General features: G+C 50.5%; 18 protein-coding genes and 1 tRNA gene. 9 read left to right on the top strand and 10 right to left on the bottom strand.

From position 1 onward, the window contains the following. The first annotated feature begins 19 nt into the window (after positions 1-19). A tRNA-Pro gene (locus AOC34_RS00970) sits at positions 20-96 on the top strand. A gap of 16 nt (positions 97-112) precedes the next feature. On the opposite strand, the gene AOC34_RS00965 is transcribed toward AOC34_RS00970, so the two are convergent. After that, the gene (locus AOC34_RS00965; protein WP_108468357.1) at positions 113-1,057 is read right to left on the bottom strand and encodes a glycine reductase; all 945 of its coding nucleotides are present in this window, start codon (positions 1,055-1,057) and stop codon (positions 113-115) included. A gap of 55 nt (positions 1,058-1,112) precedes the next feature. Between AOC34_RS00965 and AOC34_RS00960 the strand changes: the two genes are divergently transcribed. Further along, the gene (locus tag AOC34_RS00960) at positions 1,113-1,880 is read left to right on the top strand and encodes a fumarylacetoacetate hydrolase family protein (RefSeq protein WP_108468356.1); all 768 of its coding nucleotides are present in this window, start codon (positions 1,113-1,115) and stop codon (positions 1,878-1,880) included. Between the two features lie 110 nt (positions 1,881-1,990). On the opposite strand, the gene AOC34_RS00955 is transcribed toward AOC34_RS00960, so the two are convergent. Continuing rightward, positions 1,991-3,010 (bottom strand): 2-dehydropantoate 2-reductase, encoded by a 1,020-nt coding sequence (locus AOC34_RS00955; protein ID WP_108468355.1) that lies wholly within the window; start codon positions 3,008-3,010, stop codon positions 1,991-1,993. Positions 3,011-3,124: 114 nt separating this feature from the next. Next, entirely contained in the window at positions 3,125-4,531 is a 1,407-nt protein-coding gene (locus AOC34_RS00950; protein ID WP_108469968.1) for a sodium:solute symporter family protein, read from the bottom strand. A 108-nt stretch (positions 4,532-4,639) separates the two neighbouring features. On the opposite strand from AOC34_RS00950, the gene AOC34_RS00945 reads away from it, so the two are divergent. Next, positions 4,640-5,614 (top strand): squalene/phytoene synthase family protein, encoded by a 975-nt coding sequence (locus AOC34_RS00945; RefSeq protein WP_108468354.1) that lies wholly within the window; start codon positions 4,640-4,642, stop codon positions 5,612-5,614. Here AOC34_RS00945 and AOC34_RS00940 read toward each other — a convergent pair. Then, positions 5,592-6,110 carry a methylated-DNA--[protein]-cysteine S-methyltransferase gene (locus AOC34_RS00940; RefSeq protein ID WP_108468353.1) on the bottom strand — a complete coding sequence of 173 codons (519 nt, stop codon included), beginning with the start codon at positions 6,108-6,110 and terminating at the stop codon, positions 5,592-5,594. The genes AOC34_RS00945 and AOC34_RS00940 overlap by 23 nt on opposite strands. A gap of 140 nt (positions 6,111-6,250) precedes the next feature. On the opposite strand from AOC34_RS00940, the gene AOC34_RS00935 reads away from it, so the two are divergent. Genes AOC34_RS00935 through zapD form a run of 5 tightly spaced genes read left to right on the top strand, consistent with a single transcriptional unit; the run spans position 6,251 to position 10,310 of the window. Next, entirely contained in the window at positions 6,251-7,372 is a 1,122-nt protein-coding gene (locus AOC34_RS00935) for a GspE/PulE family protein (RefSeq protein ID WP_199908303.1), read from the top strand. Between the two features lie 2 nt (positions 7,373-7,374). Beyond that, positions 7,375-8,421 carry a type II secretion system F family protein gene (locus AOC34_RS00930; RefSeq protein ID WP_108468351.1) on the top strand — a complete coding sequence of 349 codons (1,047 nt, stop codon included), beginning with the start codon at positions 7,375-7,377 and terminating at the stop codon, positions 8,419-8,421. After that, positions 8,418-8,915, top strand: a complete 498-nt coding sequence (locus AOC34_RS00925; protein ID WP_108468350.1) for a prepilin peptidase — start codon at positions 8,418-8,420, stop codon at positions 8,913-8,915. Before AOC34_RS00930 ends, AOC34_RS00925 begins: the two co-directional genes overlap by 4 nt. Beyond that, positions 8,876-9,547, top strand: a complete 672-nt coding sequence (coaE, locus tag AOC34_RS00920; RefSeq protein WP_407675563.1) for a dephospho-CoA kinase — start codon at positions 8,876-8,878, stop codon at positions 9,545-9,547. The genes AOC34_RS00925 and coaE overlap by 40 nt, the downstream gene beginning before the upstream one ends. A gap of 10 nt (positions 9,548-9,557) precedes the next feature. Further along, entirely contained in the window at positions 9,558-10,310 is a 753-nt protein-coding gene (gene zapD, locus AOC34_RS00915; RefSeq protein ID WP_108468349.1) for a cell division protein ZapD, read from the top strand. On the opposite strand, the gene AOC34_RS00910 is transcribed toward zapD, so the two are convergent. The 4 genes from AOC34_RS00910 to secA are packed head-to-tail and all read right to left on the bottom strand — an operon-like array spanning position 10,285 to position 15,591. Then, complete coding sequence (locus AOC34_RS00910; protein ID WP_108468348.1) at positions 10,285-10,728, bottom strand: NUDIX domain-containing protein; 444 nt, start codon at positions 10,726-10,728, stop codon at positions 10,285-10,287. The genes zapD and AOC34_RS00910 overlap by 26 nt on opposite strands. A 6-nt stretch (positions 10,729-10,734) precedes the next feature. Further along, on the bottom strand, positions 10,735-11,592 hold the full coding sequence (locus tag AOC34_RS00905; protein WP_108468347.1) for an ATP-binding protein: 858 nt from the start codon (positions 11,590-11,592) through the stop codon (positions 10,735-10,737). A 4-nt stretch (positions 11,593-11,596) separates the two neighbouring features. Continuing rightward, positions 11,597-12,835: a bifunctional glutamate N-acetyltransferase/amino-acid acetyltransferase ArgJ gene (argJ, locus tag AOC34_RS00900; protein ID WP_108468346.1), complete on the bottom strand. Its 1,239-nt coding sequence runs from the start codon at positions 12,833-12,835 to the stop codon at positions 11,597-11,599. A 2-nt stretch (positions 12,836-12,837) separates the two neighbouring features. Next, the gene (secA, locus tag AOC34_RS00895) at positions 12,838-15,591 is read right to left on the bottom strand and encodes a preprotein translocase subunit SecA (RefSeq protein WP_108468345.1); all 2,754 of its coding nucleotides are present in this window, start codon (positions 15,589-15,591) and stop codon (positions 12,838-12,840) included. Positions 15,592-15,646: 55 nt separating this feature from the next. Here secA and AOC34_RS00890 point away from each other — a divergent pair, with 55 nt between their 5' ends. Continuing rightward, positions 15,647-16,165, top strand: a complete 519-nt coding sequence (locus AOC34_RS00890; protein WP_108468344.1) for a hypothetical protein — start codon at positions 15,647-15,649, stop codon at positions 16,163-16,165. On the opposite strand, the gene lpxC is transcribed toward AOC34_RS00890, so the two are convergent. After that, positions 16,162-17,076 carry a UDP-3-O-acyl-N-acetylglucosamine deacetylase gene (lpxC, locus tag AOC34_RS00885; RefSeq protein WP_108468343.1) on the bottom strand — a complete coding sequence of 305 codons (915 nt, stop codon included), beginning with the start codon at positions 17,074-17,076 and terminating at the stop codon, positions 16,162-16,164. The genes AOC34_RS00890 and lpxC overlap by 4 nt on opposite strands. Before the next feature lie 46 nt (positions 17,077-17,122). Continuing rightward, positions 17,123-17,623: a peroxiredoxin gene (locus tag AOC34_RS00880; protein ID WP_108468342.1), complete on the bottom strand. Its 501-nt coding sequence runs from the start codon at positions 17,621-17,623 to the stop codon at positions 17,123-17,125. Positions 17,624-17,719: the final 96 nt, after the last annotated feature.

The raw sequence follows: 17,719 nt of genomic DNA, 5'->3' as shown, positions 1-17,719 counted from the left end.
GCCATAGAGCAATACAAAACGGAATGTAGCGCAGCCTGGTAGCGCACCTCGTTCGGGACGAGGGGGTCGGAGGTTCGAATCCTCTCATTCCGACCAACCCCCATGGATTGATTTACTTGCCCACCGTTTTTAATCGCAAGGCTTTGGCTGTTTCACGTGCCACCTCCGCCTCCGCTTTCAAACGTGCCACCTCTTGCGGGGACAAGCGCTCAATATTCGAATAGTCGAGCTTCCAGCTTGGATCATCACTCCAGATGAGCGGCGACTGCATCGTGGTTCGTGGTCCAACTGCCGACTCTAATAAACGCAATGCCAACTCAAAATTAATTGCGCGTGACTCTGGATCATGTGGTCTTGCCGCAGCATTGCCCAGCGGAAAATCGCTAAACAGCATGCGCGGCACCCCGCAGTACTCAACAATGTCTTTTGCGCTCGCCATCACGATAGTGGAGATCCCTGTAGACTCTAAAGCTCTGGCCAACAGACTTTGGGATTGATGGCAGATCGGACAGTTCGGGATTAATACCGCAACATCGACCGCATCTGCTTGGCAGAGTGCAATGATGGCGGGCGCATCGATCTCGAGGGTGTGACGCTGGCTACGATTACTGGGTAATCCATAAAAACGGGGCGAGAGCGCTGCAATTCGGCCCGATTGCTGTGCGGCCTGCGCCGCCTCATACGGAAACCAGCATTCGCTATCGCTCATATTGGCGTGCTTGCGATCAATCCCAACATGCGCGATGCGTAAATCCGGCTTACTGCTCATGGATCCCGCATAAGGCTCATAAAACTTTGCATTCGCGTTGTATGCTGCGCCTGCACCTTGCGGACCCTTATCTGCCTGATAAGGCGCTGCCGTTGTCACCAAGGCCAACCTGGCTACGCTTAGTGGTTTCTTGAGTGGTGTAAATGGTGCGTCGATGTAATGCGCCCAAACATAGGGATTTTCATAGCCTAAGCCCAAATAGTAGCTGCGGGTGCGCATCATGTAACGCACGGGTTGATCGAATTCCGGGGCAAAACGGATTTCAGCTGGGGTCGCTGGCTGGGACATAACCGATCCTTGATAAGATAGAACGCATCAATACTGAAAACAAGAGGAATTCATTATGACGCAATGGGTACGCTATCAGCACCAAGGTCAAATTGGCTTTGGGCAAATTCAAAACGATCAAATTACGGTGTACAGCGGCGATTTGTTTTGCAATCCCACACCAACCGGCGCTACGCTAAAGCTCTCCGATGTCGTGATTGATATTCCTTGCGTGCCAACGAAGATGGTTGCGCTGGTTGATAACTTCCATGCCCTGGTGACCAAGCTTGAGCATGCAGTACCAGCAGAACCACTGTATTTCTTGAAATCCAATAGCTCATTTCTGGCTGCCAACCAAACCATTCGTATGCCCAAGTCCTACTCCGGCAAAGTGGTGTATGAAGGGGAGCTCGGTATCGTGATTGGGCGGCGCTGCCAAGGTATTAGTGAAGCCGAAGCCGCCTCTACCATCTTTGGCTACACCTGCATTAATGACGTCACCGCCATTGAAATCCTCAACCGTGATCCCGGCTATGCCCAGTGGACGCGCTCGAAGAGCTTCGACACCTTTGGCGCCTTTGGCCCCTACATCACTACTGGCATCGACCCAAGCCAGTTGCACATTAAAACGATCTTGAACGATCAAGAGCGCCAGAATTATCCAGTTGCCGATATGATTTTCCAACCCGCCAAATTGGTGAGCTTGATTTCCCAAGACATCACTCTAGAGGTGGGTGACATCATTGCCTGCGGCACCTCAGTAGGTGTTGGCTCAATGAAGCCTGGCAGCAAGGTCAGCATTGTGATTGATGGCGTTGGACAGCTCGACAACACCTTCGAGTAAAGAGGTAGGGCTCATAAAAAAAGCCTCAAGGCATTGCTGCTTTGAGGCTTTTTTAACAACTGAACAAACTTTATAAAACTGTAGAACTCCGCATCACTCCATCAACCGGCTTAATATCCCGCAGCAAATGGCAAAGCCAAACTGCCATTGGATGCCTGGACGTTTTCATCCAGCACTTTGGTTAATGCAAAAACCGTACTAAGGCATGGTGTTGGGATCTTGGTGATCTGACCCAGCTCAATAACTGAACCGAGCAAGGCATCAATCTCGAGTGAACGACCGGCTTCTAAATCCTGCAGCATGGATGTTTTATGTTTGCCGACTTTTTCAGCACCACCAATGCGGCGCTCAATATCAACCCGGAACGTAACGCCCAACTTCTCTCCAATGGTTTGCGCCTCGGCCATCATATTGCGCGCTAGATCTTTGGTGAGCGGATGCTGGCAAATTCCTTCGAGGTGACCATGCGTTAAGGCGCTGATCGGATTGAAGGTCATATTGCCCCAAAGTTTGAGCCAAATCTCGGCACGGATATCTTCCAGAATCGGTGACTTAAAACCAGCAGCCGCCATTAACTCGGAAACCATCTTTGCGCGATCGGATACCGAGCCATCGAGCTCACCAATTGGGAAGCGCGTTCCTTCCACATGGCGAATCACGCCAGGGGCTTGGGTAAATGTAGCGGGATACACCACGCAACCCAGAATGTTGTTGGGATTGATCGTGCGCATGATGAGGCCGCCCGCATCCACTGTCTCAACCGAATGGTCTTGATACTCGCCGGGCAGTTTTTGAAAGTACCACCACGGAATTCCGTTTTGCATGGGGATCAAGATCGTATCAGGGCCCATGATCGCCGCCATATCGTGCACGACGGGCTCCACTTGGTGGGCCTTGACCGCCAAAATAATGATGTCGGGCTTACCGGCATCGGTAATCTTTTCAACCGCAGTAACGGTGGCATGCAATGGCTCTGGCTCTTCATTGGTAATGAGTGCCAGCCCTCTTTCCTGAATTGCTTTTAATGTGGCCCCTCGGGCGACCACCGTTACATCATTGCCAGCTCTCGCTAACATGACAGCTAGGTAGCCGCCAATGGCTCCACCCCCGCCGATCACACAGATTTTCATAACAACTCCATAAGAACAAAAAATTTTTCATTGCACCCATCGTAGGCAACTTTTGCTGCGAGATCTCGCGCAGCGGATCAATCACAACAAAATACAAATTATTCAAACCTGCACTTAACGCAGTGCAGAACGGGGGACTAGACCACCCAGCAGCATCCCAGCGATGCTGGCTAAGAGTCCCGCCAATTGCGGCGGTAAAGTAGCTTCAGGAGCTAATATCTCAGCCCCAATCCAAACTGTCAAGCCAAAAACGACGGCAAGCAGGCCGCCCAAGGAATTGGCCTTCGACCAGTAAATTCCGAAGGCAAGAGGCACAAATGCAGCAACTAAAGTGACTTTATAGGCACTTTCGACCATCTTAAAGATAGATAGCTCTGAGTTCATTGCAAATAAGGTCACGGCCAAGGTAAAGAATAGGACCGTAATTCGCATGATTTTTAGCAAACCTTGATCACTTAAGTTCTTATAAAACCCGCGCACGATGTTTTCGGCAAAGCTGACCGACGGCGCCAATAATGTTGCACTTGCACAACTTTTGATGGCCGAGAGCAGTGCGCCAAAAAATAGAATTTGGGCAAATACCGGCGCATGCTCAAGCACTAACTTAGGCAAAATCATTTGGGAATCGGTATTGATGTAGCGCTCTACCAAACCGGGATCGATTAAGGTTGCCGAATAGGCTAAGTACATTGGCACAAACGCAAAGATGAAATACAAAACGCCGCCCAAAATCGACGCCTGCACAGCAATATTGACGTTCTTGGACGAGCTAATCCGCTGAAAGACGTCTTGCTGCGGGATCGAGCCCAGCATCATGGTGCACAGCGCCGCTGTAAATCCAAGGATGGAGACCAGATTCATATCGGGCCAAAAAGAGAACTTGCCGGCCGCAGCCGCATGCTCAACCACTACAGTAAATCCACCCGTGAGCGCGGTCATCTCCCCACTGATGTAGAGCATCCCAATCACAATCACAATCATCTGAATGAAGTCGGTAATCGCCACCGACCACATGCCACCAAACAGGGTATAGATCAAAACACTGCCGGCACCAATCATCATGCCGAGGTTTTCGGAGATGGCGCCATCCGACACAACATGAAAGACGAGACCCAGGGCTTTGATCTGCGCAGCAACCCAGCCTAAATAGGATACGACGATGCACAAGGTAACCAAGACCTCGACTGTGCGGCCATACTTTTCACGAAAGAAATCACCGATCGTGAGCATCCGGCGGTTATAGAGGTGCTTGGCAAAAAAAAGGCCCACTAAGATTAAACAGAGCGCCGATCCAAAGGGGTCAGAGACGACCCCGCCCAAACCCTCTTTAATAAACTCGGCTGGAATACCTAAAACCGCCTCTGAACCAAACCAAGTAGCAAAAACCATGGCGGTGACAATCGGCAAGGGGAGGCTATGGCCTGCTGCTGCAAAATCGGCCGTATTTTTGACGCGCATAGCAGCCCACAGGCCGATGCCAACGGAGATTACCCAATAGATGACAACAAACCAAATCAGCACGGCAAACCGCCCCATTCAATCATTTGCACAAATTATATGGCCTTGTTACTTATGGCAAATATGTTTTATGACGACCTCTGAAACACGCCGCTCTGACATAATTCCAGCATGAGCAAGGTGCATCCGCAATCCATAGCCGACATGGCATATCAGCAGTCCATTTTGGGGGCGGTTTCCAGAACCTTTGCCCTCACCATCCCTTTGTTGCCCAAGGCGCTCGAAACCGTCATTGGGAACACCTATTTACTGTGCCGCATTATCGATACGATCGAAGATGCGCCTACTCTGAGCATCGAAGCGAAGCAGGAGTTATCTTCCTTGTTTCTGGATGCTGTTTTAGGTAAGCAATCGGTTGATGCATTTGTGAGCCCTTGCTTGCGTGCACTAGAAGGCCACTGCAATGCGGACGAGCGCGATTTGATTGCCAATACCCCAACGGTACTGCGCATTTTTCATGGCTTTAATACAAACGAGCAAGCCGCGATTAGCCGCTGTGTTGAAATTATGTCGAACGGCATGCTGCGCTTTCATGACAAGCAAACCTTGGCAGGCTTACGCGACCTACCTGAATTTGAAGAGTACTGTTATGTGGTGGCAGGCGTCGTTGGTGAAATGCTCACCAGCGTCTTTGCCATGCACTCGCCGGCCTTTGCTCGTGCCATTGCTGGTAAAGAATATCTGGCGATTGGCTTTGGTCAAGCCTTGCAGATGACCAATATTTTGAAAGACTCTCCCGAAGACAGCGCACGCGGCGTTTCCTGGAAACCCCAAGGCTATAGCCAACTTGCCTTGCTGGCGATTGCTGACCAGAAGTTAGCAGAAGCAATGGACTACATACGCCTGATTCCGGCAGATGAAGTGGGTATTCGGCGCTTTTGTTTTTTAGCCCTTGGGTTGGCCGTACTCACGCTCAGTAAGATTGCCGATCGAAGCCATTTTTCTCGGGGGAATGACGTCAAACTGCCTCGCAGAACAGTATGGCTTTTTTATTACTTCACATTGATTGCTGCACGTTCCGATTATGTGATGCAGCAATTTTGTACGATTGCAGGAAGACCAATCAAGCGCGCGCTTCGTGATTGAGAAGCCACCGCTTAATATCCCGATAGAGACCGGGAGCATCCTGCCCCATAAAACCACCTAGATTGGCTTTCGCAACAACCCGGTGGCACGGAATCACCAAGGGAAAATAGTTGGCGCCGCACGCGCCACCGACGGCGCGCGCACCCGAATGCAAACGGGCTGCGATCTCCCCGTAGGTGGTCGTTTCACCCGATTGCAGCTGGGCAACGGCATTCCATACCCGCTGTTGAAACGCAGTACCTTGGGGCTTTAGGGGTAAATCAAATACCGTCCTAGGATCCGCAAAATAGGCACGACATTGCTCCTCTACCAAGGCTGCTAAGGCATTACCAGGCGCTTGATGCTTTGCCGATGCGGGCAGATAGCGGATGTAGGCCAGCATCAAACTGCCATCGACCATTTCGGTAGTGATACCAAGACACCCAAACGGCGCAGCAATCACACATGCATTGCTCTGGTGATGGGATGGTGGGTGAGTGGAGGCTAAGCTTGTCATTGGGGTCTATGGTATCTGACAGGTAATTCAATCGCGCCCGATAGTACTGAAGGCGTGCAGTCACTACAGTAAGGCCAAGCACTTCTGAGCGCTTAATGCATGGTCTCTTACTTCAACATTGTTCAAGGTACTGTATTAATTTGACTACTCAACATGATGACTTTACGGTTATTCGAGCGTGGCAAGCCATCGTTACCCAAGCACTGCATGCGCGCGCAAGCGATATTCATGTCGAAGCGCTCGAACATAAGACTGTCATTCGCATCCGTGTCGATGGCGTATTACAAATCCTTCAAGTCCCCATAGCGGTTGAGCACGAACGCATCATTGCCCGTATCAAAATACTGGCCAGATTAGATATCGCTGAGCAACGCATTCCCCAAGATGGCCGACTATCAGTGGGACTCAATTACACGCGCCCCGATATCGATTGCCGCGTCTCCATACTGCCCACACTGTATGGGGAAAAAGCCGTATTGCGTTTATTGCCACCCCCTACTTCGGCATTGGATTTAAACTTGCTTGGCTTGCATGCAGCGCAATTGACCCACCTCGCAGATGCCATTGCACAGCCCGATGGCCTGATTCTCGTTACAGGACCAACTGGTAGCGGCAAAACCCGCACACTCTATAGCTGCTTAAGCCAATTAAATACTAGCGGACGAAATGTATGTTCCATCGAGGACCCGATCGAGATCCGTCTTGCGGGCGTCAATCAGATTGCCTATCACCCAAAAGCGGGCTTGGATTTCAACGGTATTGTTCGCGCACTACTAAGGCAAGATCCCGATGTCATCATGATCGGCGAAATTCGGGATGCGGTGACCGCCGAACTGGCCATGCAGGCTGCGCAAACCGGCCACTTGGTATTGAGCACCTTACACACCCGCGGCGCGCTCGCCAGTATTCAACGGCTGCGTAGCTTAGGCATAGCCAGCGATGTCTTAAGGGCGTGCCTGCGTTGCATTAGCTCGCAGCGCCTAGCACGTCAAATCTGTTCCAAATGCCATGCTACAGCGTCAATCGATGACTGCCCGCAGTGCGGCGGAATAGGCCTATTTGATCGGATTGGCATCCATGAAGTTTTACCCTTCACCAGCGCCATTGCCACTGCATTTGAGAGTAATTCAAATTCTGCTGAATTAAAACGCCAGGTCGAGCATTGCGGTTTTCAGGACATGCGCTCCGCTGGCATGGTCCATGTTGATCATCAACGCATCACCCTTGCCGAGCTCAATTCCCAGCTTGGCTCTTGGCATTAGTCATGGTACTCAGAAAACAAGAGCAGCTGTATTTTGTGGAGCGCATGCTCGTCTTGCTTGATGCCGGATTACCCCTATTGGAGAGCATCAAGCTTATGCAGCAATCGGCTTCGCCTCGGTGGCAAAAGGTGATGGCATTGATTGCGCAGCACTTAGCGCAAGGTGAGCGCTTCTCACAATGCCTCTCAATGCAACATGCTATTTTTGATCCAGCCTTTATCGGCTTAATCCGTGTCAGCGAAGAATCCGGCGAAATCAGTCTTGCACTGCGTACCATCCAACAGCAATTACACACCCAAATTGAATTGCATCGCCAGATACAACACGCCCTCGCCTATCCCGTGATTACTTTAGGCTCGGCATGCTTACTTATGATTGCGATGATCGCCTGGGTCATCCCGGTGTTCAGTGACGTATTTAGTCACTTCAATGCACCCCTACCCTGGTCGACCCAATTGCTTCTCAACGCATCGGAGCAATTCACGCTGTACTTGCCAGTAATGAGCGGTGGGCTTGCGCTCACTGCAATTAGCAGCTCACTACTATGGCTGCGCTATCCGGGGCTTCAGAAGCGCTGTGATCAGTACCTATTACGGATTCCGATAATAGGGGATGCATTTCGCCAATCGACCTTAGCGTGCTGGTGTCGTAGCTTAGGTTATTTGATGCAGGCTGGCTTGCCTGCATTAGAGGCCATGCGCATTACAGCGCAAACCTCAAATCAGTGGCTTTGCCATGATCTCAGTGCGCACATCTTTAAGTCGCTTGCGCAAGGATGGTCTTTTGGCGAAGCATTACAACGCGCCGATCCGCGGCAGCAGTTTTTTGACCACGAGACAGCGCAACTCTTGCAGATTGGTAGCGCTAGTGGCTCTTTGGCAACCATGCTCAGCAATCGCGCCGATGCCCTCGAACAGCAGTTAACCAATCAACTCAAGCTTTTGAGCCATAGCCTTGAACCTATACTCGTTGTATTTGTAGGACTTTTGATTGGGGGATTGGTGATAATCCTGTACTTACCAATCTTTAACTTGGGGCAAATTGTTTGACTGATCTCACCTTACTTGCGGATGTGCTTCGCTATGGCTTAATTCTGCCCTTGGCCTATGTGGCCTACGTCGATTTTCGAACGTTTCGGATTCCGGACGCCGTCACCTATCGGCTGATTGCCGGCGGCTTACTCTTTAATCTCTTTGTGGATGTGCGCTTTTGTAGTCCTCAAGAGGCCATCCTCGGTGCGACGTTCGGATTTGGATTCTTTTGGGGGCTGAATTGGCTCTATCGCTCCCTCAAAGGCCGTGACGGCTTGGGTATGGGGGATGCAAAACTGCTGGCTGCTCTGGGGGCTTGGCTGGGCTGGCAAGCCTTGCCGGGTATTGTGTTGCTATCGGCACTGAGTGGCTTGCTGGGTGGCGTTATATGGCTTTACTGGCAAAAACAAGGGCGTGCGTGCGCCTTTCCATTTGGACCCTTTTTGGCGTTTGCTGGCATTATTTACTTAATATGGCCCCAACTCCTGCGCATTCCGCTCTCACTGCACTAAAAGGGCAAATTCCGCTTATTGGATTGACGGGCGGGATTGGGTCCGGCAAGTCATTAGCAGCCAAGTGCTTGGCCGAGCTTGGGGCAACGGTAATCGATTCAGATCAAATTGCCCATGACATTACTGCCCCGCATGGAGCGGCCATCGCCCCAATTCTGGATCGTTTTGGCCCCGATTTATTGGCTGCCGACGGATCCCTGGATCGACCCAAGATGCGGCGCCTTGTATTTAATGATCCAAGCGCACTTCAATCGCTGGAAGCAATAACCCACCCGCTAATACAAGCAGAAACTGCCCGGCAAGCTATGGCAGCCTATCAAAACGGAGCCCTGTACTTGGTTTTTATGGTTCCCCTCCTAGTCGAATCGGGCTATTGGCCTCAGGTAATCGATCATCTGGTCGTAGTGGACTGCCCCCCGGAGCTACAAATTGTACGGGTCATGCAGCGCAGTAATTTGGACCGTAGCGAAATTGAGCAGATTATGCGTAAACAAGCATCGCGCGAGGATCGGCTAGCGGCAGCCGATACGATTCTTCTCAATGATGGCAGCCTCGACAAGCTGATTCCCCAAATCGATGCCCTGCACCAATGGATCACAAAAAATAGGTCTAAGCCCAGCAATTCCGCATAGAATAGATTCCGTGATTGTTTATGAATATCCTTTCAATGAGTTGGTCCGCAACATGCTCCGCTTGGAGTATTTGTTTGGGCGCTATACCCATTTTTCTAAATCCGATGATCCCGAGCTACACCAGTGCGCGATTGCAACCTTATTTGAGTTAGGTGATATTGGCGCACGGGGTGATATCAAATCACTGCTATTGAAAGAGTTTGAGCGACAAAAGCAGGCACTGCATGGCCTCAAATCATCGGCAAAAGTAGATCAAGCGATATTAAGTCAAGCCCTAGCCGAGATCGATGGCGCATCCGCACACCTCAATCAATCGCTTGGCAAACCCAATTCGGCAATTACGGAAAATGAATGGCTCAATGGCATTCGAACCCGTCTATCGATACCCGGCGGTACCAGTCCGATTGATCTACCGAATTTTCATGCATGGAAATGCAGCGCACCCAGTGATCGGCGTGATCTACTACAAAATTTCATCGCACCCCTACTGCCTTGGAATGAATCATCCCAGTTATTTTTAAAGTTGCTGCGTCAGTCGGGTGAATCGCGCGATGCGGTTGCTCATCAAGGTGCATTTCAACAAGCGCCATCTGGCAAGGTCTACCAACTCATGCGGATTGGGGTTGAGGATGATTCCGTCTTTTCTGAAATCAGTGCAAACAAATACTTGCTATCGGTTCGTTTCTTAAAAAGCGACCGGGACAAAAAGCCACATCCCATTCTGGAAGATATCCCATTCAAACTAACTTTGTGCCAGTTTTAATCTCGGCATAAAACTGTTTCAAGCGCTGAATCATCGGCAACGCCGCCGGCAACAGCGGCTCTATCGTTAAGTGATCCGCGCCTAAGTCTTGCCACGATAGAGCTTGGTTTTCACAACCAGTAGGCTCGCCACTCCAATCCCGAATGACGCTAACGTGAATGCGCACATACGCATGCGGGTAGTCATGTTCAATCGTCATTAAATCGACGCTGCCATGAATGGTGATTCCGAGCTCTTCTTGGAGTTCGCGCTGCAGAGCCTGAAACAGCGTTTCATCTGCTTCCACTTTGCCGCCCGGAAATTCCCAATAGCCCTCATAGGGTTTGCCGAGGGGTCGCTGACCCATCAAAAAGCGCTGCTGTGAATCGAGCACAATACCGGCTGCTACCTCGGTTACTGGGCGCCGAGTATCACTCATGGGGGCTTAGGCGTGCGTGCCAGTCCAGTGTTTTGCAAACTGCCATGCTACACGGCCCGAACGCGATCCGCGCTCCAAGGCCCAAACTAACGCCTCCGATCGAGCAGCCTCAATTTGAACATCACTCAAGCCAAAATGCCGTAACCAATGCGCCACGATAGCAAGGTATTCATCTTGCTTGGGTGGGTAAAAAGAAAGCCACAAGCCAAAGCGCTCTGATAAAGAGATCTTCTCTTCCACTGCCTCACCCGGATGAATTTCGCCATCGTCATCGTGGTGATATGTTTGGTTGTCTTTCATGTACTCCGGCAATAAATGGCGGCGATTTGATGTAGCGTAAATCAAAATATTATCGACCTGAGCGGAGATCGAACCATCCAAGGCTGACTTCATTGCTTTGTAGCCAGACTCACCTTCCTCAAAGGAAAGGTCATCGCAAAAAACGATAAATCGCTCCGGGCGGTCGGCCAGTAGATCCGTTATGTCTGCTAAATCCGCCAAGTGCTCCTTCTCAACCTCGACCAAGCGTAGGCCATCTTTTGCGAAGGCATGCAAGCTGGCCTTAATTAAAGAAGATTTACCTGTACCGCGTGCGCCGGTGAGCAAAATATTATTGGCTGGTTTCTTTTGTACAAAGTTGCGGGTATTGTCTTTAATCGCATCGCGCTGACGATCAATGTGTTGCAGATCTTCATACGAAATACCGGCAACGTGTTTTACGGGCTGCAAAAAACCAATGCTACCAAAGATACTATCGCGACGGCGCCAACGAAATGCGGTGGATGATTTCCATTGCGCCTCGTCCAATGGTTTTGGAAGAAATGTTTCGAGATGACTCAGTAATCGATCTAGTTTTTCGTTCATGGAATTAAGAGCGGTAATCGGCGTTGATCGAAACGTATTCATGCGATAAATCACAGGTCCACATGGTCTGCTCGGCAGCGCCACGACCTAAGTCGATTTTGACCGCAATCTCAGCAGCCTGCATCACGCGCTTCCCATCCGCCTCTTGGTAGCTGGGATTGCGTCCACCGTCTTTTGCGACCCAAACGTCACCGAGCCAGAGCTGCACTCGGTTCACATCCAGATCGGTAATTCCGGCATAGCCAATGGCAGCCAGAATGCGGCCTAAATTGGGATCACTGGCAAAAAAAGCGGTTTTCACCAAAGGAGAGTGGGCTACTGCCTCTGCTACTAGACGGCACTCTTCGTTTGTCTTGCCACCAATGACTTCAATCGAAATGAATTTCGTAGCACCTTCGCCATCGCGCACAATCATTTGCGCCAGTCGGCGCGCAAATGCAATCAGCGCAGATCGCACAATCGCGTAGCTGGCATCGGCAGTGCTCTTGATCTTTACTGCGGACACACCGGTCGCCATCACAATAAATGAATCATTGGTGCTGGTGTCGCCATCGATCGTAATGGCATTAAAGGAAAGGTCGGCCACTTCTTTGGTTAGGCTTTGCAATACCTCTGGCGCAAAACCGGCATCCGTTGCAATGAAGCCGAGCATCGTAGCCATGTTTGGATGAATCATGCCGGCGCCTTTGCAAATGCCGGTGAGCGTGATGAGTCCATCCGGCGTAATTACCACTTGCGAAAAGGCCTTGGGCTGAATATCCGTGGTCATGATTGCTTCTGCTGCATCAAACCAGGCATCGTCTGTTAATTTAGCTATCGCGCTTGGCAGCGCAGCAGTGAGCTTTGCAATGGGTAAGGGCTCCAAGATGACGCCGGTGGAGAAAGGCAATACTTGCTCTGGTTGGATATTCAAAGCAGCCGCCAAGGCGCAGCAGGTCTCCAAGGCGTCGCGCATGCCCTGCTCGCCAGTTCCCGCATTGGCATTACCGGTATTTACAACCAAAGCACGAATTCCACTACCAGTTTGGGCAACCCAATCTAAATGGGCTCGGCATAGCTGCACCGGGGCAGCGCAAAATCGATTTAAGGTAAACACACCAGCCACCTGTGTGCCCGGACTGAGGGTGATGACTAAAAGATCTTTCCGATTTGCTTTTTTTATACCCGCCTCGGCAATACCCAACTGCACTCCAGCAACTGGACTCAGCGCAGAGCGTTCTGGCAAGGGCAAATTGACTGGCATGATTAACTCAAGGCACCGCAACAGGCTTTGTATTTTTTGCCACTGCCGCAAGGGCAGGGATCATTTCGACCAACCTTAGGTCCTGAGCGAACTGGAGCGGGTGCGCGTTCAGCAGGCTTTTCGCTCTCGGCAGCATCAGCGCTGACATCGGCGTGCTGATACTGCACTTCCTTAATTTGACTCATGTCTTCATTAATGGATTCGGAGGCGGCATCGAGTTCATCGGCAGTTCGAATTCTGACCGCCATGATGCTCTTCACTACATCGTTCTTAATCACATTTAAGAGTTCGCCATACAGCTCAAATGCTTCGCGGCGGTATTCTTGTTTTGGATCCTTTTGTGCATAACCCCGTAAATGAATACCTTGGCGCAAATGGTCCAAGGCAGCCAAATGCTCACGCCAATGGCTATCTAAACTGTAGAGCATGACTGAACGCTCATAGCCAGCAAATGACTCGCGCCCCGATAACTCTACTTTGCCGTCATACGCTGCTTTTGCGGCAGTCAAGACGTGTTCGACTACGTCCTCTGCCTCAATCGTGTCAGCCGACTGAACTAGGCCAGTTAAATCAACGCCGAGACCCCATTCATTCGCTAAGCTATTTTCGAGTCCTGACAAATCCCACTGCTCTTCCATCGACTCAGCAGGAACATACAAATCACAAAAGCTACGTAGTGCATCGTCGCGCAAGTTGGTAATGAGATCACCAATGTCTTTGCTCTCCAGCACTTCGTTACGCAAGCGGTAGGTCTCTTTACGTTGATCATTGGCAACGTCGTCGTACTGCAACAGCTGCTTGCGAATATCAAAGTTGCGGGCTTCCACCTTACGCTGTGCAGACTCGATTGAGCGCGTCACCATCCCGGCTTCAATTGGCTCACCCTCGGGCATCTTTAGGCGATCCATCACCGCACGCAAGCGATCGCCTGCAAAAATACGCAAGAGTGGATCATCTAAAGACAAGTAAAAACGCGATGAGCCTGGATCGCCTTGGCGACCCGATCGACCACGCAATTGATTATCAATACGGCGACTCTCGTGGCGCTCAGTACCAATAATATGCAGACCGCCTGCAGCCAATACTTGGTCATGCAGCCCTTGCCACTCATCATGCAAGACCGCAATGCGCGCTTCTTTATCAGCAGGCGCTAAATTGCCATCGACCTCAATGAGTGACGCTTGCTTCTCGACATTGCCGCCGAGCACAATGTCAGTACCACGGCCGGCCATATTGGTTGCAATCGTAATCATTTTTGGGCGGCCTGCCTGCGCAATAATCTCAGCCTCTTTTGCATGCTGCTTTGCATTCAAGACCTGGTGCGGCAACTTCTTCTGATCCAGCAAGTGCGAAATCAGCTCCGAGTTTTCAATCGACGTGGTGCCCACCAATACAGGCTGACCTCGGCCATAGCATTCTTCAATGTCTTTGACTACGGCAGCGTAACGCTCTGCGGATGTTTTATAAATCTGATCTTGGCGATCGGTCCGCTGACTCATGCGGTTAGGCGGAATAACGACGGTCTCTAAGTTATAGATTTCCTTGAACTCGTAGGCTTCGGTATCCGCAGTACCGGTCATACCAGCTAACTTGCCGTACATGCGAAAATAATTCTGGAAAGTGATGGTGGCCAAAGTGCGATTCTCACTCTGAATCGGTACCCCTTCTTTTGCCTCTACTGCCTGATGCAGTCCATCGGACCAACGACGGCCCGTCATTAAACGGCCTGTGAATTCATCAACAATGATGACTTCTTGGTTTTGAACCACGTATTGTTGATCGCGGTGTTGCAAGCAATGGGCTCGCAAGGCAGCGTAGACGTGGTGCATCAAGGTAATGTTCTGTGGTGCGTAAAGCGAATCACCTGGATTTAAAACACCGATTTGCGCCAAGATATTCTCGGCTTTTTCGTGGCCAGTCTCGGTTAGATAAACCTGTTGGGTTTTCTCATCAACCCAATAATCACCCGGCTTTTCAACACCGGTGCCATCGGATTTTTCTTCGCCAATTTGTCGCTCCAAGTGCGAAGGCAATTGATTCATTTTCAGATAGAGATCGGTATGGTCCTCTGCCTGTCCTGAGATGATTAATGGCGTGCGCGCCTCGTCAATCAAGATCGAGTCGACCTCGTCAACGATGGCATAGGCCAAGCCGCGCTGAACCCGCTGCGCAGCATCTTGCACCATGTTGTCGCGCAAATAATCAAAGCCAAATTCATTGTTGGTGCCGTAGGTAATATCGGCTGCGTAGGCTGCTTGCTTTGCCTCATGATCCATTTGGGATAAATTGATCCCAACCTGAAGACCTAAGAAGTTATAGAGCTTGGCCATCCACTCGGCATCGCGCTGCGCTAGGTAGTCGTTAACCGTCACCACGTGAACGCCCTTGCCCGCAATTGCATTGAGGTAAACGGCCAAGGTTGCAGTCAGGGTTTTACCTTCGCCTGTACCCATTTCGGCAATTTTGCCTTGATGCAAAGCTAGGGCGCCCATAATCTGCGCATCAAAGTGGCGCATTTTCATGACGCGACGGCTGGATTCGCGGACTACAGCAAATGCCTCAGCAGTAAGATCATCTAGAGATTCGCCGGCGGCAAGGCGTGATTTGAATTCTGCTGTTTTTGCTTGAAGCGCAGCGTCATCGAGCGATTGCAAGGTAGACTCAAGTGCATTAACCTTGAGAACGACTTTGCGGTATTGCTTTAAGAGTCGATCATTTCGACTGCCAAATAGAGTTTTTAGAATGCCGATTGCCATGGGATTTTGACCAAAATTAAGCCTTTGAGTTTATCACCCGAATCCCCTTTTCCCAATGAATCTAAAGCCAAAAACCCCTTATTCTGCCAAGCCCAAGATAGCCCGCGAGTGGCTAGACTGCCTGCGCGGGCCAGAAGGAATCAATGGCATTTTGGCGCGTACGGAAGATTTAGCCAAACTGAAGGCCTGCCTGCAGCACTGCCTAAAAACCCTTGAATTAGCGCACTTTGGCTCTAAAGTTGAGCCAGTTTGGGTCTCCGGCAAGCCTACCGAGCTTTTGCTGATGGTGCCCAATGCCACCATTGCCGCCCGCTTACAACAATCTTTACCTAGCTTAATCAATGAGTTAGGCAAGAGTGGCTTGAATTGCACAGCAATAAAAGTGAGTCTAAAGCCCACCCTTCCTCAGTCGGAATGGGTTGTTCAGCCCCGAGCCCCGGCTAGGGAAAAGCCCAAGGGACTAAATCCCGTCGCCCGCTCAGCGTGGCTTGATTTGCTCAGTAAATTGGAGCCGGAATCCGAGCTCAGTAAGGCAGTAAAGCACCTTCTGCAATCGAAAACAGGTTCGCCTTAAAAAAAGAGGGGCTGATTTTCTACGGTGTAAGCTGCTGGCGCTTTATTGAGTGGAAACGACTCAATTGCAAAGGCACTGGGATCTTCAAACAGTTTGCGTAACAAGGCATTGTTCAAGGCATGGCCTGATTTTTTTGCCACATACGATCCGACAATCGGATGTCCTGCTAAATACAAATCACCAATGGCATCGAGGATCTTGTGACGCACAAACTCATCCTCGTAACGTAATTCTTCATTGTTAAGAATGCGGTGCTCATCTAAAACAATCGCGTTATCTAAACTACCGCCGCGCGCAAGACCAATTTCACGCAAAGCCTCAACTTCGTGCGCGAAACCAAATGTACGCGCTCGGCCGATCTCACTACGGTATGCATGCTCTGCAAAATCGACCACAAAATGCTGGCCCGTTTTATCCACCGCAGGGTGCTTAAAGTCAATCGTGAAATCCAACTTGAATCCGAAAAAAGGATCGAGGCGAGCTAACTTATCCCCATCCCGCACTTCAACAGATTTCTTAATCACCATGAACTGACGGGGCGCATCTTGCTCCGCTATGCCGGCAGACTCCAGCAAAAAAAGAAAGGATGCGGCGCTGCCATCCATGATTGGAATCTCTTCGCAATCCACTTCAATCAATACATTGTCTAACCCTAGTCCAGCACAAGCAGACAGCAAGTGTTCGACTGTAGATACACGCACACCGTCTTTTTGTAAGACCGATGCGAGGCGCGTATCGCCAACCAGCATGGCATCTGCCGCAATTACGACTGGCTCGGGTAAATCAATACGGACAAACTGGATTCCCGAATTCACGGGCGCAGGCTTAATTGACAAGCTTGCTTTACGACCGGAGTGCAAGCCAATGCCAACCGTTTTGATCGGATTGGCAATGGTGCGTTGCTTAAGCATGGTCGCGTTCGTAAATTCGGGGAGATCGATGAAACGAGTGTTGAAATTACAGCTGTTTTAATACCGAGGCAGCATCGCTAACCTCAAACTTACCTGGAGCCTCGAGGGACAGCGACTTCACTACGCCGTTCTCTACCACCATGGCGTAACGCTGGGAACGAATTCCGAGTCCTCGCTTGGTTAAGTCAAATTCCATACCCAATTTGCTGGTGAACTCGGCACTACCGTCACCCAACATACGTACTTTTTTACCGACATTGAGATCACGTCCCCATGCACCCATGACAAATGGATCGTTCACAGAGACACACCAAATTTCGTCAACGCCTTTTGCTTTAATGGCATCAAACTGGGCCACATAACCTGGCACGTGTTGTGCGGAGCAGGTTGGCGTGAAAGCGCCAGGCAAAGCAAAAATTACAATTTTTTTGCCAGCAACTAACTTCTCCACTTCAAACGCATTAGGGCCAATGGCGCAGCCTTCGGTTTCTTCATTCAGAAACTCATACAAGGTGGCGTTCGGTAGTTTTTGTCCAACTGCAATCATAAAATCTCCAATTCAATAGTTATAAATGGGTGAGCCAACGCAAGCGCAGGATTCGTCGTCCGGAGGGGCGCTGCGCTGGCATCTCTCATAACACTA

This window comes from Polynucleobacter difficilis (assembly GCF_003065365.1).
Lineage (GTDB): Bacteria > Pseudomonadota > Gammaproteobacteria > Burkholderiales > Burkholderiaceae > Polynucleobacter > Polynucleobacter difficilis.
Note: the sequence above shows the minus strand (reverse complement) of the source record. Positions and strands in the feature narration are given on the sequence as shown.

Excerpts from the sequence above, each read along its gene's own strand:
- AOC34_RS00930 (WP_108468351.1), top strand. The coding sequence starts at position 7,375 with ATGGTACTCAGAAAACAAGAGCAGCTGTATTTTGTGGAGCGCATGCTC.
- AOC34_RS00960 (WP_108468356.1), top strand. The coding sequence starts at position 1,113 with ATGACGCAATGGGTACGCTATCAGCACCAAGGTCAAATTGGCTTTGGG.
- lpxC (WP_108468343.1), bottom strand. The coding sequence starts at position 17,076 with ATGCTTAAGCAACGCACCATTGCCAATCCGATCAAAACGGTTGGCATT.
- coaE (WP_407675563.1), top strand. The coding sequence starts at position 8,876 with ATGGCCCCAACTCCTGCGCATTCCGCTCTCACTGCACTAAAAGGGCAA.
- AOC34_RS00905 (WP_108468347.1), bottom strand. The coding sequence starts at position 11,592 with ATGAACGAAAAACTAGATCGATTACTGAGTCATCTCGAAACATTTCTT.
- AOC34_RS00945 (WP_108468354.1), top strand. The coding sequence starts at position 4,640 with ATGAGCAAGGTGCATCCGCAATCCATAGCCGACATGGCATATCAGCAG.
- argJ (WP_108468346.1), bottom strand. The coding sequence starts at position 12,835 with ATGCCAGTCAATTTGCCCTTGCCAGAACGCTCTGCGCTGAGTCCAGTT.
- AOC34_RS00910 (WP_108468348.1), bottom strand. The coding sequence starts at position 10,728 with ATGAGTGATACTCGGCGCCCAGTAACCGAGGTAGCAGCCGGTATTGTG.
- AOC34_RS00890 (WP_108468344.1), top strand. The coding sequence starts at position 15,647 with ATGAATCTAAAGCCAAAAACCCCTTATTCTGCCAAGCCCAAGATAGCC.
- secA (WP_108468345.1), bottom strand. The coding sequence starts at position 15,591 with ATGGCAATCGGCATTCTAAAAACTCTATTTGGCAGTCGAAATGATCGA.
- AOC34_RS00940 (WP_108468353.1), bottom strand. The coding sequence starts at position 6,110 with ATGACAAGCTTAGCCTCCACTCACCCACCATCCCATCACCAGAGCAAT.
- AOC34_RS00880 (WP_108468342.1), bottom strand. The coding sequence starts at position 17,623 with ATGATTGCAGTTGGACAAAAACTACCGAACGCCACCTTGTATGAGTTT.
- AOC34_RS00965 (WP_108468357.1), bottom strand. The coding sequence starts at position 1,057 with ATGTCCCAGCCAGCGACCCCAGCTGAAATCCGTTTTGCCCCGGAATTC.
- AOC34_RS00955 (WP_108468355.1), bottom strand. The coding sequence starts at position 3,010 with ATGAAAATCTGTGTGATCGGCGGGGGTGGAGCCATTGGCGGCTACCTA.